Source organism: Sphingobium sp. B11D3A, assembly GCF_025961695.1.
Lineage (GTDB): Bacteria > Pseudomonadota > Alphaproteobacteria > Sphingomonadales > Sphingomonadaceae > Sphingobium.
The window spans coordinates 2,232,997-2,247,473 of sequence record NZ_JAOQOE010000001.1; the positions used below are offsets into that span (position 1 = coordinate 2,232,997).

Genomic DNA, 14,477 nt, shown 5'->3' on the forward strand with positions numbered 1-14,477 from the left:
CGTTCACAGACCATCAGGTCCAACAAGAAGGAGAAATCAGATGGAAATCCGCGTATCGGGTCATCAGGTCGACACCGGCGAGGCGCTTCAGGCGCATGTTGCCGAGCGGATGCAGGCGATCGCCGACAAGTATTTCTCGCGCACCATCTCCTCCAGCGTGACGTTCAGCAACGCGCCTCATGGCGCCTTTCGCTGCGACATCGTCTGCCATGTGATGGCAGGGCTGATCCTCAAGGGCGCGGGCGAGGCCCATGACGCCCATGTCTGCTTCGATCAGGCCGCAGAACGCATCGAAAAGCAGCTGCGCCGCTACATGCGGCGGCTGAAGGATCGCCACAGCCAGACGCTCGCCGCCGAAGCCCAGCGCGATGCGCCCGGCATCGACGATGCCAATTATGTTGTCTTCCAGTCCAGCGAAGCGGAAGAGGAAGTGGACGTCGACGCACCGGTGGTAATCGCGGAGATGCGCGTGGATATTCCGCGCGCCAGCGTCTCGGATGCGGTGATGATGCTCGATCTGCGCAATACCAATGCGCTCATGTTCCTTAACAGCAGCACGGCCACCTTCAACATGGTCTATCGTCGCACTGACGGGACCATCGGCTGGGTGGAGCCGCCCCGCGCCTGAATGCGCTCGAGGGCTGCGCGCGATGCGCAGCCCTCCCTCCCCTGACCCCGTCCCCGGCAACCGGTTGACCCGAATGGCCTTTGCGCCTATCAGCCGGCCAAGTTTTCTCCAAGCGGCCGTGATGGGTGGACTTCACCCCGGCGCAGAAATCCCCAGGTCGGCCGCAGGACACGGGTTGAACATGGATAATTTCAGCGACTTGCTCGCGGCGAACGCTGTTTCGTCCGCGGTGGCCCTTCCTAACAAGAAACAGCTTTTCCTGAAGCTGGGTCAGTTGGCGGCCGATGCCTATGGGCTCGATGCCGCCGAGGTTGTCGAGCGCATCACCGAGCGGGAACGCCTTGGCTCGACGGGCTTTGGTGGCGGAATCGCGATTCCCCACGCCAAGCTGGAAGGCCTTGAGAGCGTCCATGGCGCGGTGGTCCTGCTGGCCGAGCCGATCCCCTTCGATGCGATCGATGATGTGCCGGTAGATGTTGTGTTGATGCTGCTCTCCCCGCAGGATAGCGGCGCCGAGCATCTCAAGACCCTGGCCCGCGTCTCGCGCCTGCTGCGCAACGAGCGTCATCTTGCGCGCATTCGGGGCGTTGGCTCGGACGCCGCGCTCTATGCCCTGCTCGCCGGCGGCGAGTCGCGTGACGCAGCCTGACGGGACGCCGCCATCCGGCGAGGCCGCGCATTTCCGGGCGCTCGAACGGCTCTATGCCTCGGCGCCCATCAACGGATTATTCCCCTCGAGGCTGGATATCTCGGCCCCCGGCGAGGCGCGCATCGTCATCGACGTGACGCCGGACTATTTCCATGCCGCAGGCGCCACCCATGGCACGCTGTATTTCAAGATGCTGGACGATGCGGCTTTTTATGCCGCCAACAGCCTCGTCACGGATCGCTTCCTCCTCACCACCGCATTCAACCTGCTGTTCACCCGCCCGCTCAAGGCGGGGCCGATCGTAGCGGAAGGGAAATGGCTGAGCGGCAAGCGGCGCGTTTTTGTCGCCGAGGCACGCCTTGTCGATGCCGAGGGCGAGGAAGTCGGTCGCGGTACCGGCACGTTCATGCGCTCCACCATTCCGCTGGTCGGCCTGCCGGGTTATGTGCGCCCGGAAGCAGGAGACCGGTGACCGCGCGCCTGACGAGCCAGATCCTCATCGGGGTTCTGTTGCGCCGTGTCCAGGCGCAGGGGGGGCATGGCACCGTGCTTCACAAAGGGGAGCCGTTGAGCGGAACCATCGTCGTGCAGGCGGTGGATCGCGGCCGGACAATCGGGCTTTTTGAGCGTGTTACGTCCCTTGACGGGACTCTTTCGCTCACCCCCTGCGGGCCTGGGGATTTAACCCAAGACTCTGAAATATCACAATATATAGATAGAAGAACCCGGGTGGACCCCGATATCTGGTTCGTGGAACTGGATGTCGCAGACGGGGAACGGCTCGCCGCCGAGATACTGTGCACGAGTTGACAGTTCCCAGCTGAGCGGCCAAAGGCCCCACCAACTCGCGCAGGTTGCGTGTGGCCGTCATGGGGACAGGTCATCGCAAACACGCAGACGGGGGGCGGACCGGAGCGCTGAGCGTCGCACGATAGATGCGACCTGCATTCCGATCTCCGACCCACCGCACAGTACTGAGAATGAATGCCCAATCGTGTCGTGGTCGCCATCGTGGCGACCGTTGGACTTCTCTCGTCCACAATCGCTCTGGCTGCTGCTCCTGAGGGGACAGCCCGCCAAGGTTTCTCGACCATGCTCGAGGTTCCCGCCGTCGTCGCTGCAAGCCTGACGACTCCCGCAACGGTTGAACCCGATGCCGAGACGGCTCCGAACGAAGCCGCTTCTGCCGACTCTGTCGATTCGCTGGCCGAATTGGTCCAGCAGGCCAATGTCGAAGAGATTTCCGACGCTGATGCGAAATGTCTCGCCACCACCATTTATTATGAAGCGCGCAGCGAGAGCCTGACCGGCCAGCTCGCCGTCGCCAATGTCGTGCTTGAGCGGGCGCGGTCCGGGCGTTTCCCCGCCAGCCTGTGCGGCGTCGTCACGCAGCCGGGTCAGTTCAGTTTCGTTCGTCAGGGCCAGCTGCCTACGCCGACCCATGCCGGTCAGTGGCGCACGGCGCGCGCAATCGCCCAGATCGCTCTGGATGGAAGCTGGGACAACCCGGTCGAAGGCGCCCTGTTCTTCCATTCCGCGCGCGTGTCGCCGAACTGGAAGCATGATCGCCTCACGCGCATTGGCGGTCATATCTTCTACCGCTGAGCCAACCAATCAGTCACCAGCCGGGCCGGGCCAGCAGAGCGCTGGGCCGGCCCGTCTCGTTTGAGCTTGGCTTGCAGTTGTTCTTATTGTGTTCTAATCCCTCCACATGGCCTCACATCCTGAACCTGCGCCTGAACCTGTGATCGCCTGCGATCCTGCATTGACCGATGGAACGGCGCTGGCCGTCACGCGCGGGGTGCTGCGTCTCTTTGCGCGCCACGATATTTTCGGCATTTCCGAAGTGCCGCTCCCCAATGGTCGCCGGCTGGACATCATGGCCGTGGATGCCCGCGGCCAGATCATTGCCGTGGAAATCAAATGCAGCCGTGCCGACCTGCTCGGGGACGGCAAATGGCCGGACTATTTCGATTATTGCGATCGCTACTTCTGGGCCGTGCCTGCCGGCTTTGATCTCACGCTGTTCGAGTCCGAGGCGCTGTGGCCGGGCCGCACGGGACTCATCGTCGCCGATCAATATGATGCCGAGATCCTCCGCCCCGCGCCCAGCGAGCCTCTGGCGCCCGCGCGGCGCAAGGTCGAAGTGCAGCGGCTTGCACGCCGGGCGGCGCGCCGGTTGACTCAGATCACCGATCCGGACGGCCAGTTGCTGTGGAGCAACGACGCCTGAGACTGGGCGCCTGCTTCTTTGGGCCGGCGTTCCGTGTCCTCCGCGATGGACTTGGCATGGCCGGCAAAACGGCTAAGGTTGGCGCATAACAGTCTTTGGAGAAGTGCGTGAGCCAGCCCCTCTACCCTGTGCCTGCGAATTGGCGCGAGCGCGCCTATGTGACCGGTGACGATTATTCACGCCTTTATACGCAATCGATTGCAGAGCCGGACAGTTTCTGGCGCAAGGAGGCGGCGCGGCTCGACTGGAACAAGGACTTCACCCAGGTCAAGGACGCCAGCTTCCATGAAGCGGACTTCGGCATCAAATGGTTCGCCGACGGCACGCTCAACATCGCGGCCAATTGCCTCGACCGGCATTTGGCGGAGCGCGGCGATGTCCCGGCGATCCTCTGGGCAGGCGACAATCCTGATGAGAGCCGCACGATCACCTATCGCGAATTGCACGGGGAAGTTTGCCGCTTTGCAAATGTGCTGAAGGCGCAGGGCGTCCGCAAGGGCGACCGGGTCACCATCTACATGCCGATGATCCCGGAAGCGGCGATGGCGATGCTCGCCTGTGCCCGCATCGGCGCCATCCACTCGGTGGTGTTCGGTGGCTTCTCGCCCGACAGTCTCGCGGGGCGCATAACCGATTGCGATTCCTCGGTGGTGATCACGGCGGACGAGGGCGTGCGCGGGGGCAAGACCATCCCGCTTAAGGCCAATGTGGATGAAGCGCTGGACGATTGCACCTGCGTGGAGTCGGTGATCGTGGTGCGCCGAACCGGCAATGCCGTTGCGATGACAGAGGGCCGCGATCATTGGTATGACGTGCTGCGCGACAGCGTCTCGGACGATTGCCCGGCCGAGGAAATCGGTGCCGAGGATCCGCTGTTCATCCTCTACACCTCCGGTTCCACCGGCAAGCCCAAGGGCGTGCTGCACACCAGCGCAGGCTATCTGCTCTGGGCGGCGATGACGCATCATTATGTGTTCGATTACCGCCCCGGCGATATCTATTGGTGTGCTGCCGATATCGGCTGGGTCACCGGCCACAGCTATATCGTCTACGGCCCGCTCGCCAACGGCGCGACGACGGTGATGTTCGAGGGCGTGCCGCATTATCCCGATTTCAGCCGGTTCTGGCAGGTGGTCGATCAGTTCAACGTCAGCACCTTCTATGCCGCGCCGACCGCGATCCGCGCCTTGATGCGCGAGGGCGATGCCTGGGTGGAAAAGACCAGCCGCAAGAGCCTGCGCATTCTCGGTTCGGTCGGCGAGCCGATCAACCCCGAGGCGTGGGACTGGTATCACCGCGTCGTCGGCGACGGGCGCTGCCCCATCATGGACACTTGGTGGCAGACCGAAACCGGCGGCCACATGATCACCCCCCTCCCCGGCGCGATCGATCTCAAGCCCGGCAGTGCCACCAAGCCGTTCTTCGGCGTGGTGCCGCAAATCGTCGATACCGAAGGCAAGGTCCTCGAAGGCCCGTGCGAGGGCAATCTGGTGATTGCCGAGAGCTGGCCGGGCCAGATGCGCACCGTGTGGGGCGATCATGAGCGCTTCTTCCAGACCTATTTCAGCACCTATCCCGGCAAATATTTCACCGGCGATGGCTGCCGGCGCGATGAGGATGGCTATTACTGGATCACCGGCCGGGTCGATGACGTCATCAACGTCTCCGGCCACCGCATGGGCACGGCCGAGATCGAATCGGCACTGGTTGCGCATGCCAAGGTGGCCGAGGCGGCCGTGGTAGGCATGCCGCATGACATCAAGGGACAGGGCATCTACGCCTATGTCACACTGAATGTCGGCATTGAGGGCGATGACGACCTGCGCAAGGCGCTGGTGCAATGGGTGCGCCACGAGATCGGCCCGATCGCCACGCCCGATGCGATCCAGTTCGCCCCTGCCCTGCCTAAGACCCGCTCGGGCAAGATCATGCGCCGGATTCTTCGCAAGATTGCCGAGGACGCGGTGGATCAGCTTGGCGACACCTCTACGCTGGCAGACCCGGCCGTGGTGGATCATCTCGTCGCTAACCGGCAGCGCCCGGCGCGCTGAGGCACCGAGCGGCGTGGATTAATGGAATATTAGGCAAGATCCTTCACTCCCGGAGTCGACCTGTTCGGTTCCGGGGGACCTGCCTGAATGTCGAATTCCGCCCATTCCGTTGATGTGGCCATCATTGGTGCTGGCCCAGCCGGGCTGACCGCCGCCTATCTGCTGACCAAGGCGGGGCTGCGCGTGACGGTGATCGAGAAGGATTCCGCGCAGGTCGGGGGCATCAGCCGCACGGTCGAGCATGAGGGGTTCCGCTTCGATATCGGCGGGCACCGCTTCTTCTCGAAGTCGCAGGAGGTGGTCGATCTGTGGAACGAGATCCTGCCCCATGATTTCATCGAGCGGCCAAGAATGAGCCGCATCTATTATCAGGGCCGCTTCTACAGCTATCCGCTGCGCGCCTTCGAGGCGCTGCGCAATCTCGGCATCATTCGCTCGACCCTTTGCATGCTGAGCTACGCCAAGGCCAAGGTCGCGCCGATCAAGCCGGTGCGCAGCTTCGAGGACTGGGTGGTCAACCAGTTCGGACGCAAGCTCTATTCCATCTTCTTCAAGACCTACACCGAGAAGGTCTGGGGGATGCCGTGCGATACCATGTCCGCCGACTGGGCGGCGCAGCGCATCAAGGGCCTGAGCCTGGGCAAGGCGGTGTTGGATGGCCTCAAGCGCAGCCTTGGCCTCAACAAAAAGCCAAACAACGGCATGGGTGCCAAGACCCTGCTCGAGAATTTCCGCTACCCGCGCCTCGGGCCCGGGATGATGTGGGATGCGGCGCGCGACCGCGTGGTCGAAGGCGGCAATCATGTGCTGATGGGCCATGCCCTCAAGCAGATTCACCGCGATCAGGTGACAGGCCGGTGGCGCGTTACCGCGACGCGGGCGGGCGGCGATACGGTCGCGATCAGTGCTGACCATGTGATCAGCTCCGCGCCGATGCGGGAGCTGGCGAGCCGCATCCATCCGGTGCCCAAGACGCTCGGGCACGCGCTGGCGCTCAACTATCGCGATTTTCTGACGGTCGCGCTGATGATCCGCTCCGAAGACCTGTTTCCAGACAATTGGATCTACATTCACGATCCGCGCGTGAAGGTGGGTCGGGTGCAGAATTTCCGCAGCTGGTCACCCGAAATGGTGCCCGATCCCGATATCGCCTGCGTGGGCCTCGAATATTTCTGCTTCGAAGGCGACGGGCTCTGGTCATCCAGCGATGAGGAGCTGATCGCGCTGGCGACCGAGGAGATGGTACTGATGGGCCTCATCCGCGCGGATCAGGTGGTCGGCGGCGCTGTGGTGCGTCAGGAGAAAGCCTATCCCGTCTATGACGAGGCTTATGCGGCGAATGTCGCGGCCATTCGCGCCGAGCTGGAAGACAAATATCCCACGCTTCACCTGATCGGGCGGAACGGGATGCATCGCTACAACAATCAGGATCACGCGATGATGACGGCCATGCTGACCGTGCGCAACATCATCGCCGGCAAGCGGGTGTTCGATATTTGGGGCGTCAACGAGGATGCCGAATATCATGAAGCGGGCCATGAGGGCGCCCTGAGCGCGGGAGAGCGTGCGGCGCTGGAGAGCCAGCGAGCGGTGCCCGCCGGGCGCCGCATGGTGGCATGATCGGGTGATGGGCGCGTTCCTGGCCGGGCTGCTCGGCCACACCTATCTGCGTTATGGTCTTGCTAGCCTCGTCGCGCTGGCTGGCGACGTCGGGCTATTCATGGCCGGCCTGCACCTGGGCATGGCCCCTGCCGCCGCGGCGGCTTTTGGTTATATGACCGGAATCCTCATGCACTGGCTGATCTCCTCGCGTCTGGTCTTCGCGCAAGGCGTCGCTGCGAGTGGCGCGGATCGCGTTCGTCAGAAGGCGCTGTTCGTGGGGTCTGCGCTGATCGGTCTGGCGCTGACGACCGGCATCGTCGCGCTTGGCGCGATGCTCGGGGTGATGCCCCTGCTCGCCAAGGCGCTGGCGGTCGCTGTCAGTTTCCAGGCAACCTATATGCTGCGCAAGGCGATCGTTTTCGTATGACTGCCGGGGATGTTTCGGGCCAGCGCCTCGGGCACACTGAGCCCTTTTACCGCTACGTGCCGCTCATCTGGCTCTTCGCCATGGCCCTTCTCGCCATACCCAATTGGACCGAGACGAGGGCGGGTTCGCTCGGCGATCCGGACAATTACATGCGCATGGTCCAGGTCCGCGACTGGCTGAATGGCCAGGCGTGGAGTGACGTCACGCAATATCGCATGAATCTGCCGACCGGTGGGGACCTGCACTGGTCCCGGCTGGTGGACCTGCCGATCGCTTTGGTGATCGTGCTGCTTCGGCCCCTTGTCGGCCAGCCCATGGCGGAAGTCGTCGCATTGGTGGCGGTGCCTGCCCTGCTCTGTCTCGCCCTGATGCTCGTCATGGGCCGGCTGCTCCGGGATATCGCCGGGCGGGAAGTCGCATTGCTGATGCTCGCCCTGTTGCCCGCCTGCCTCATGGTCGGGCTGCAGTTTGCGCCGATGCGGGTCGATCATCATGGCTGGCAGTTGCTGATGGCCGCCTGCGCCCTGCTGGCGTGGACCCGGCCCGGCCGCTGGGCTGCGGTTGGATGTGCGCTGGCTTGTGCGGTCTGGATGCATGTATCCATTGAAGGCCTGCCTTATGCGGCGCTGTTCGCCGGCCTCTATGCGCTGGCGTTTGTGCGCACCGGCGACCGGCGCATCCATCTGTTCATGGCGGCGCTGATCGGCGCGAGCCTGTTGCTGATTCTCGGCACCCGCGGCGCTGGCCTGATTGTGGAGAGCCATTGCGACGCGATCTCCGCGCCCTACATCGCCGCGCTGTTCATTGCGGGCGCAATGCTCTTCCTGGTCGACCGCCTGCTTCGTCCCGCCAATCCAGCGATGCGCCTCGTCCCGCTCATTGTCGCCGGAGCCAGCGCCGCCGCTGCGGTCGCGCTGATCGCGCCCGCCTGTCTGGCGGGGCCATTTGCCGGGCTGGATCCTCTGGTGCGCGATTACTGGTATTATAGCGTCCGCGAGGGCCTGCCCTTTTGGCGACAGGGCGGCGCGTTCGCGACCTTGATGATTCTGGCCCCTCTCCCCGGTGTCATCGCTGCCGTGTGGAGGGCCTGGGCTTGTCGCCGGTCATCCGATGCGATGACGTGGCTGGGTTTGGCGCTGGCTGTCACATTCGCCTGGCTGCTCGGCATGGCCGTGATGCGGGCGACAGCGGTGGCAGAGCTCTATGCCCTGCCCGGCATGGCCGCCGCCATTATGCTGCTCGCCGGCCAGCGCCATCGTTTTCGGCCGCGAATCGGCTGGAGCCTCACGATGGCGGGCACCCTCCTCCTCTCGACGGCACTCCCGGCCTATGGGCTCGGCCAGATGCTGTTCCCGCCCGATAAAGGCAGCACCGACGCGCGGACGGATGGCGACTGCCCGACCGCCATCGCCAGCCCGATGTTCAAGTCTCTGGGGTCCGGCCAGATCTTCGCGCCGATCGATATGGGACCGCTGATTCTCTATCGCACCAATCTCTCGATCATCGCAGCGGGCTATCATCGGAACAGTGCCGCGATGGCGACGGTCATTCGCGCCTTCACAGCTAAGCCCGACAACGCGCGCGCGATCGTTCTGGCGACACCCGCGCAATATCTGCTGCTGTGCCCGACCGCGCCGGAGGCGCGCAATTATCTCAAGGCCGCGCCTCACGGCCTTGCTGCCAGTCTGACGGATGGACAGGTGCCGCCTTGGCTGGTCCCCGATGACCGCCTGCAGCAGCCGGGGTCGCATTTGTACCGCATTTTGCGCTGACGTCACGCCTTCCGGCGCATCCGTGCCCGGCCTGTCCCTCCCGACTTGCATCGCAGGGCGACCCCTGCTAACCGCCCCCCCGTGTCAAGGGGGGTGCAGCCGTACCTCCCCTTTTCTGGCGCGATTCAATTCGGACAAGAGGCAAGGCGCGCGTGGAGCATTCCAGCGGTATTCAGGCTAGCTTGGCGGGGCGTTATGCGCTCGCGCTTTTTGAGCTGGCGCGGGACAAGGGGGCGCTCGATTCGGTGGCGGCAAGCCTTGAGACTCTCAAGGCCGCGCTGGCCGAATCGAACGATCTCAAAGCATTGACGCAGAGCCCGCTGGTCGGCCGCGACAATGCTGCCAAGGCAATCAAGGCCGTAGCGCAGAGCCTCGGGCTCGATTCGCTGACGGAGCGGACGCTGGGCGTACTGGCGCAGAATCGCCGCCTCTCGCAGATTCCTGCCGTGATTCGGGCATTCTCCACGCTGCTCTCCGCCCATCGCGGCGAGACGCGCGCGGAAGTGACCTCCGCCTTCCCGCTGACCCAGGACCAGCAGAATGCGCTGGCCAAGCAGCTCAAGGCGCGCACGGGCCGCGACATGGCTCTTGATCTTACCGTCGATCCCGAAATCATGGGTGGCCTCGTCGTCAAGATGGGCAGCCAGATGATCGACAGCTCGCTCCGTACCCGACTGAACAAGCTCGCCCAGGCGATGCGCGGCTAACGCGCCAAAGAATCCGATGAAAGGCTGAACATGGATATCAACGCCGCAGAAATCTCCAAGGTCATCAAGGACCAGATCGCCAACTTCGGCGCCGAAGCGGAAGTCAGCGAAGTCGGCACCGTGCTCAGCGTCGGTGACGGCATCGCGCGCATCCACGGCCTCGACAAGGTTCAGGCCGGTGAGATGGTCGAGTTCTCCAACGGCGTGCAGGGCATGGCCCTCAACCTGGAAGCCGACAATGTCGGCGTCGTGATCTTCGGCTCGGACGCCGAGATCAAGGAAGGTGACGTCGTCAAGCGGACCGGCACCATCGTGGACGTTCCGGTCGGCAAGGGTCTGCTCGGCCGCGTGGTCGACGGCCTCGGCAACCCCATTGACGGCAAGGGCCCGATCCAGTCGGACCTGCGTTCGCGCGTCGAGGTGAAGGCGCCGGGCATCATTCCCCGCAAGTCGGTGCATGAGCCGGTGCAGACCGGCCTCAAGGCCATTGACGCGCTGGTGCCGATCGGCCGTGGTCAGCGCGAGCTGATCATCGGTGACCGCCAGACCGGCAAGACCGCTGTCGCGATCGATACCTTCATCAACCAGAAGGGCCCGAACGCCGGCACCGACGAGAGCAAGAAGCTCTACTGCATCTACGTCGCCGTCGGCCAGAAGCGCTCGACCGTTGCGCAGATCGTCCGTCAGCTCGAAGAGAATGGCGCGATGGAATATTCCATCGTCATCGCCGCCACCGCGTCCGAGCCGGCGCCGCTGCAGTTCCTGGCGCCCTATACCGGCGCCGCGATGGGCGAGTATTTCCGCGACAATGGCATGCACGCCGTGATCGTGTTCGACGACCTTTCCAAGCAGGCCGTCGCCTATCGCCAGATGTCGCTGCTGCTGCGTCGTCCGCCGGGCCGCGAAGCCTATCCGGGCGACGTGTTCTATCTGCACAGCCGTCTGCTCGAGCGTGCCGCCAAGATGAACGACGCCAATGGCGCCGGTTCGCTCACCGCGCTGCCGATCATCGAGACGCAGGCCGGCGACGTGTCCGCCTACATTCCGACCAACGTGATCTCGATCACCGACGGTCAGATCTTCCTCGAAACGAACCTGTTCTATCAGGGCATCCGTCCTGCCATTAACGTGGGTCTCTCGGTGTCTCGCGTGGGTTCGGCGGCGCAGACCAAGGCGATGAAGAAGGTGTCCGGCTCGATCAAGCTGGAGCTGGCCCAGTATCGCGAAATGGCAGCGTTCGCCCAGTTCGGCTCGGACCTCGACGCCTCGACGCAGAAGCTGCTGAACCGCGGTGCGCGCCTGACGGAGCTGCTCAAGCAGCCGCAGTTCTCGCCCCTGCCTTTCGAGGAGCAGACCGTGTCGATCTTCGCCGGCACCAATGGCTATCTCGATGGCATCGCGACCAGCGACGTCACCCGCTACGAAGCAGCGATGCTGGCCCATATGCGCGCCCACCATGCCGATATCCTGACCGCGATTCGCGACAGCCGTGACCTCGGCGACGATGTGAAGGCCAAGGTCAAGGACGTGCTGGACGCGTTCGGCAAGACGTTCGCCTGAGATGGTTCGCATCCCCATCGGCCTAACCGGTGGGGACCTGATGCCGGCATGACCGGCACGACGATGAAAAGGTAGGTTGAGCCAGTGGCTTCGCTCAAGGAACTCAAGGGTCGGATCGCCTCGGTCAAGTCGACCCAGAAGATCACCAAGGCCAAGCAGATGGTCGCTGCGGCCAAGCTGCGCAAGGCGCAGGCGGCGGCCGAAGCCGGGCGCCCCTATGCCCAGCGGCTCGAGAAGGTCGTTGCCAGTCTTGCCGGCAAGGTGACCGGCGACAGCGCACCGCGTCTGCTTGCTGGCACGGGCAAGGACGACGTGCATCTGCTCGTTGTGGCCAATGGCGACAAGGGTCTGGCGGGTGCCTTCAACGCCAACATCGTCAAGGCGGCTGTCGCCAAGGCGCGCGTGCTGATCGCGCAGGGCAAGACGGTGAAGTTCTACCTCATCGGCCGCAAGGGTCGCGCGGTAATCGCGCGCACCTTCCCCGGCCTCATCGCCGGTCAGTTCGATACGACGGACGTGCGCACGCCCGGTTTCGACGAGGCGCAGGCCGTCGCGCAGGACATCTCCGAACGCTTTTTTGCCGGTGAGTTCGACGTGGCCCATCTCTTCTATGCCGCGTTCCGCTCGCCGCTGGTGCAGACGCCGACCGAGCAGCAGATCATCCCGGTCGCTGTGCCGGCGGATGCGCCCGCCTCTTCGGGCGCCGCTGTCGAATATGAGCCGGACGAGGAAGCGATCCTCGCGGATCTTCTTCCGCGCAACATCACCATCCAGATCTTCAAGGCGTTGCTGGAGAACATGGCCAGCGAGCAGGGCGCATCGATGACCGCGATGGACAATGCGACGCGCAACGCTGGCGATCTCATCAATCGTCTGACGATCGAGTACAACCGCAGCCGTCAGGCCGCGATCACCACCGAGCTGGTGGAAATCATTTCGGGCGCAGAAGCGCTTTAACGGACAAGCAGGCAAGGAAGCAGAGACATGGCAGCCACCAACAATGTCGGCAAGATCAGCCAGGTGATCGGCGCCGTCGTCGACGTGATCTTCGAGGATCGGCTCCCGGCGATTCTCTCGGCGCTCGAGACGGACAATAACGGCCAGCGGCTGGTGCTCGAAGTGGCGCAGCATCTGGGCGAGAACACCGTGCGCACGATTGCCATGGACGCCACCGACGGTTTGACCCGCGGTCAGGACGTGGTCGACACCGGCGCGCAGATCTCGGTGCCGGTCGGCCCGATGACGCTCGGTCGCATTCTCAACGTGATTGGCGAGCCGATCGACGAGCGTGGCCCGGTGAATGCCGCGACCACCGCGCCGATCCACGCCAAGGCACCGGAGTTCGTCGACCAGTCGACCGAGACCAGCATTCTGGCGACGGGCATCAAGGTCATCGATCTGCTCGCACCTTATGCCAAGGGCGGCAAGATCGGCCTGTTCGGCGGCGCCGGGGTGGGCAAGACTGTGCTCATCCAGGAGCTGATCAACAACATCGCCAAGGGCCATGGCGGCACCTCGGTGTTCGCCGGCGTCGGCGAGCGCACGCGCGAAGGCAACGATCTCTATCACGAGTTCCTCGATGCCGGCGTTATCGCCAAGGATGCCGACGGCAACCCGACGCCGGAAGGCTCCAAGGTGGCGCTGGTGTTCGGCCAGATGAACGAGCCCCCGGGCGCCCGCGCGCGCGTCGCGCTCTCGGGCCTGACGATCGCCGAGTATTTCCGCGACCAGGAAGGGCAGGACGTGCTCTTCTTCGTCGACAACATCTTCCGCTTCACGCAGGCCGGCTCGGAAGTGTCTGCTCTGCTCGGCCGTATTCCTTCGGCCGTGGGCTATCAGCCGACGCTCGCGACCGACATGGGCGCGCTGCAGGAGCGCATCACCTCGACCAACAAGGGTTCGATCACCTCGGTGCAGGCCATTTACGTGCCGGCAGACGACTTGACCGACCCTGCGCCGGCCACCAGCTTCGCGCACCTTGACGCCACGACTGTGCTCAACCGCGCGATCTCGGAGCTGGGCATCTACCCGGCCGTCGACCCGCTCGACTCGACCAGCCGCGTGCTGACCGCCGCTGTCGTGGGCCAGGAGCATTACGACACGGCCCGCCGCGTTCAGGAGACGCTGCAGAAGTACAAGTCGCTGCAGGACATCATCGCGATCCTGGGCATGGACGAGTTGTCGGAAGAGGATAAGCTCACCGTCGCCCGTGCGCGCAAGATCCAGCGCTTCCTCTCGCAGCCGTTCCACGTCGCCGAGGTGTTCACTGGCATTCCGGGCAAGTTCGTCCAGATCGAAGACACGGTGAAGAGCTTCAAGGCCGTGGTCGACGGTGAGTATGACCATCTGCCCGAGGCAGCCTTCTACATGGTCGGCGGCATCGACGAAGCCATCGAGAAGGGCAAGAAGCTGGCGGCGGAAGCAGCCTGATCTGACGGCTTGAAGCGCCTTTCGCCAATGGCGGGAGGCGCTGGCGCTCCCTCGCGAGGCGCAATCGAAACAGGGTCGGCGCCGGGTATGTTCAGCCGGCGGGACCATTCCACCCTTTACCCCTCCGATGTGAGGGGGGAGAGAAGACCATGGCACTGCACTTCGAACTCGTGACCCCTGAGAAGCTCGTCCTCTCGCAGGACGTCCACATGGTCGTCGTGCCCGGCACCGAGGGCGAATTCGGCGTGCTGGAAGGCCACGCGCCCTTCATGTCCACCGTCAAGGACGGCGCCCTCAAGGTCTACGACCGCGACGGCGCTGAGCCACGCGTGATCATGGTCGAAGGGGGCTTTGCGGAAGTGAGCGAAGCTGGCCTGACGGTGCTTGCTGAGAAGGCTGGTTGAGCGAGGATCGCCTG

15 protein-coding genes are annotated in these 14,477 nt (G+C 64.1%); all 15 read left to right on the forward strand.

What is annotated here, in order from left to right; translation table 11 throughout:
• Nucleotides 1–40: 40 nt before the first annotated feature.
• The 15 genes from hpf to M2332_RS10695 all read left to right on the forward strand — a co-directional run bounded on the left by hpf (nucleotide 41) and on the right by M2332_RS10695 (nucleotide 14,463).
• Nucleotides 41–628: a ribosome hibernation-promoting factor, HPF/YfiA family gene (gene hpf, locus M2332_RS10625; RefSeq protein ID WP_264574009.1), complete on the forward strand. Its 588-nt coding sequence runs from the start codon at nucleotides 41–43 to the stop codon at nucleotides 626–628.
• Between the two features lie 181 nt (nucleotides 629–809).
• Nucleotides 810–1,277, forward strand: coding sequence for a PTS sugar transporter subunit IIA (locus M2332_RS10630; protein WP_264574010.1), 468 nt, complete (start codon nucleotides 810–812; stop codon nucleotides 1,275–1,277).
• A complete protein-coding gene (locus M2332_RS10635) occupies nucleotides 1,237–1,749 on the forward strand; it encodes a PaaI family thioesterase (protein WP_264574011.1) in 513 nt (170 codons plus the stop codon). Before M2332_RS10630 ends, M2332_RS10635 begins: the two co-directional genes overlap by 41 nt.
• Nucleotides 1,746–2,087, forward strand: a complete 342-nt coding sequence (locus M2332_RS10640; protein ID WP_264574012.1) for a DUF1491 family protein — start codon at nucleotides 1,746–1,748, stop codon at nucleotides 2,085–2,087. The genes M2332_RS10635 and M2332_RS10640 overlap by 4 nt, the downstream gene beginning before the upstream one ends.
• Nucleotides 2,088–2,261: 174 nt before the next feature.
• Entirely contained in the window at nucleotides 2,262–2,882 is a 621-nt protein-coding gene (locus M2332_RS10645) for a cell wall hydrolase (protein ID WP_264574013.1), read from the forward strand.
• Between the two features lie 106 nt (nucleotides 2,883–2,988).
• Nucleotides 2,989–3,510, forward strand: coding sequence for an MmcB family DNA repair protein (locus tag M2332_RS10650; protein ID WP_181561064.1), 522 nt, complete (start codon nucleotides 2,989–2,991; stop codon nucleotides 3,508–3,510).
• Nucleotides 3,511–3,617: 107 nt separating this feature from the next.
• Nucleotides 3,618–5,561: an acetate--CoA ligase gene (gene acs / locus M2332_RS10655; protein WP_264574014.1), complete on the forward strand. Its 1,944-nt coding sequence runs from the start codon at nucleotides 3,618–3,620 to the stop codon at nucleotides 5,559–5,561.
• 87 nt (nucleotides 5,562–5,648) lie between these two features.
• The gene (locus tag M2332_RS10660; RefSeq protein ID WP_264574015.1) at nucleotides 5,649–7,181 is read left to right on the forward strand and encodes an NAD(P)/FAD-dependent oxidoreductase; all 1,533 of its coding nucleotides are present in this window, start codon (nucleotides 5,649–5,651) and stop codon (nucleotides 7,179–7,181) included.
• A 7-nt stretch (nucleotides 7,182–7,188) separates the two neighbouring features.
• Nucleotides 7,189–7,590, forward strand: coding sequence for a GtrA family protein (locus M2332_RS10665; protein ID WP_264574016.1), 402 nt, complete (start codon nucleotides 7,189–7,191; stop codon nucleotides 7,588–7,590).
• Nucleotides 7,587–9,362, forward strand: coding sequence for a hypothetical protein (locus M2332_RS10670; protein WP_264574017.1), 1,776 nt, complete (start codon nucleotides 7,587–7,589; stop codon nucleotides 9,360–9,362). Before M2332_RS10665 ends, M2332_RS10670 begins: the two co-directional genes overlap by 4 nt.
• A 152-nt stretch (nucleotides 9,363–9,514) precedes the next feature.
• Nucleotides 9,515–10,069 carry a F0F1 ATP synthase subunit delta gene (locus tag M2332_RS10675; RefSeq protein WP_264574018.1) on the forward strand — a complete coding sequence of 185 codons (555 nt, stop codon included), beginning with the start codon at nucleotides 9,515–9,517 and terminating at the stop codon, nucleotides 10,067–10,069.
• Nucleotides 10,070–10,099: 30 nt separating this feature from the next.
• A complete protein-coding gene (atpA, locus tag M2332_RS10680) occupies nucleotides 10,100–11,629 on the forward strand; it encodes a F0F1 ATP synthase subunit alpha (RefSeq protein ID WP_264574019.1) in 1,530 nt (509 codons plus the stop codon).
• Between the two features lie 84 nt (nucleotides 11,630–11,713).
• Nucleotides 11,714–12,586, forward strand: coding sequence for a F0F1 ATP synthase subunit gamma (locus M2332_RS10685; RefSeq protein ID WP_181561057.1), 873 nt, complete (start codon nucleotides 11,714–11,716; stop codon nucleotides 12,584–12,586).
• Between the two features lie 27 nt (nucleotides 12,587–12,613).
• Entirely contained in the window at nucleotides 12,614–14,059 is a 1,446-nt protein-coding gene (gene atpD, locus M2332_RS10690) for a F0F1 ATP synthase subunit beta (RefSeq protein ID WP_181561056.1), read from the forward strand.
• 149 nt (nucleotides 14,060–14,208) lie between these two features.
• Nucleotides 14,209–14,463, forward strand: a complete 255-nt coding sequence (locus M2332_RS10695) for an ATP synthase F1 subunit epsilon (RefSeq protein ID WP_181561055.1) — start codon at nucleotides 14,209–14,211, stop codon at nucleotides 14,461–14,463.
• Nucleotides 14,464–14,477 lie beyond the last annotated feature (14 nt).

Excerpts from the sequence above, each read along its gene's own strand:
- hpf (WP_264574009.1), top strand. The coding sequence starts at position 41 with ATGGAAATCCGCGTATCGGGTCATCAGGTCGACACCGGCGAGGCGCTT.
- M2332_RS10630 (WP_264574010.1), top strand. The coding sequence starts at position 810 with ATGGATAATTTCAGCGACTTGCTCGCGGCGAACGCTGTTTCGTCCGCG.
- M2332_RS10635 (WP_264574011.1), top strand. The coding sequence starts at position 1,237 with ATGCCCTGCTCGCCGGCGGCGAGTCGCGTGACGCAGCCTGACGGGACG.
- M2332_RS10645 (WP_264574013.1), top strand. The coding sequence starts at position 2,262 with ATGCCCAATCGTGTCGTGGTCGCCATCGTGGCGACCGTTGGACTTCTC.
- M2332_RS10650 (WP_181561064.1), top strand. The coding sequence starts at position 2,989 with ATGGCCTCACATCCTGAACCTGCGCCTGAACCTGTGATCGCCTGCGAT.
- M2332_RS10660 (WP_264574015.1), top strand. The coding sequence starts at position 5,649 with ATGTCGAATTCCGCCCATTCCGTTGATGTGGCCATCATTGGTGCTGGC.
- M2332_RS10665 (WP_264574016.1), top strand. The coding sequence starts at position 7,189 with ATGGGCGCGTTCCTGGCCGGGCTGCTCGGCCACACCTATCTGCGTTAT.
- M2332_RS10670 (WP_264574017.1), top strand. The coding sequence starts at position 7,587 with ATGACTGCCGGGGATGTTTCGGGCCAGCGCCTCGGGCACACTGAGCCC.
- atpA (WP_264574019.1), top strand. The coding sequence starts at position 10,100 with ATGGATATCAACGCCGCAGAAATCTCCAAGGTCATCAAGGACCAGATC.
- atpD (WP_181561056.1), top strand. The coding sequence starts at position 12,614 with ATGGCAGCCACCAACAATGTCGGCAAGATCAGCCAGGTGATCGGCGCC.
- M2332_RS10695 (WP_181561055.1), top strand. The coding sequence starts at position 14,209 with ATGGCACTGCACTTCGAACTCGTGACCCCTGAGAAGCTCGTCCTCTCG.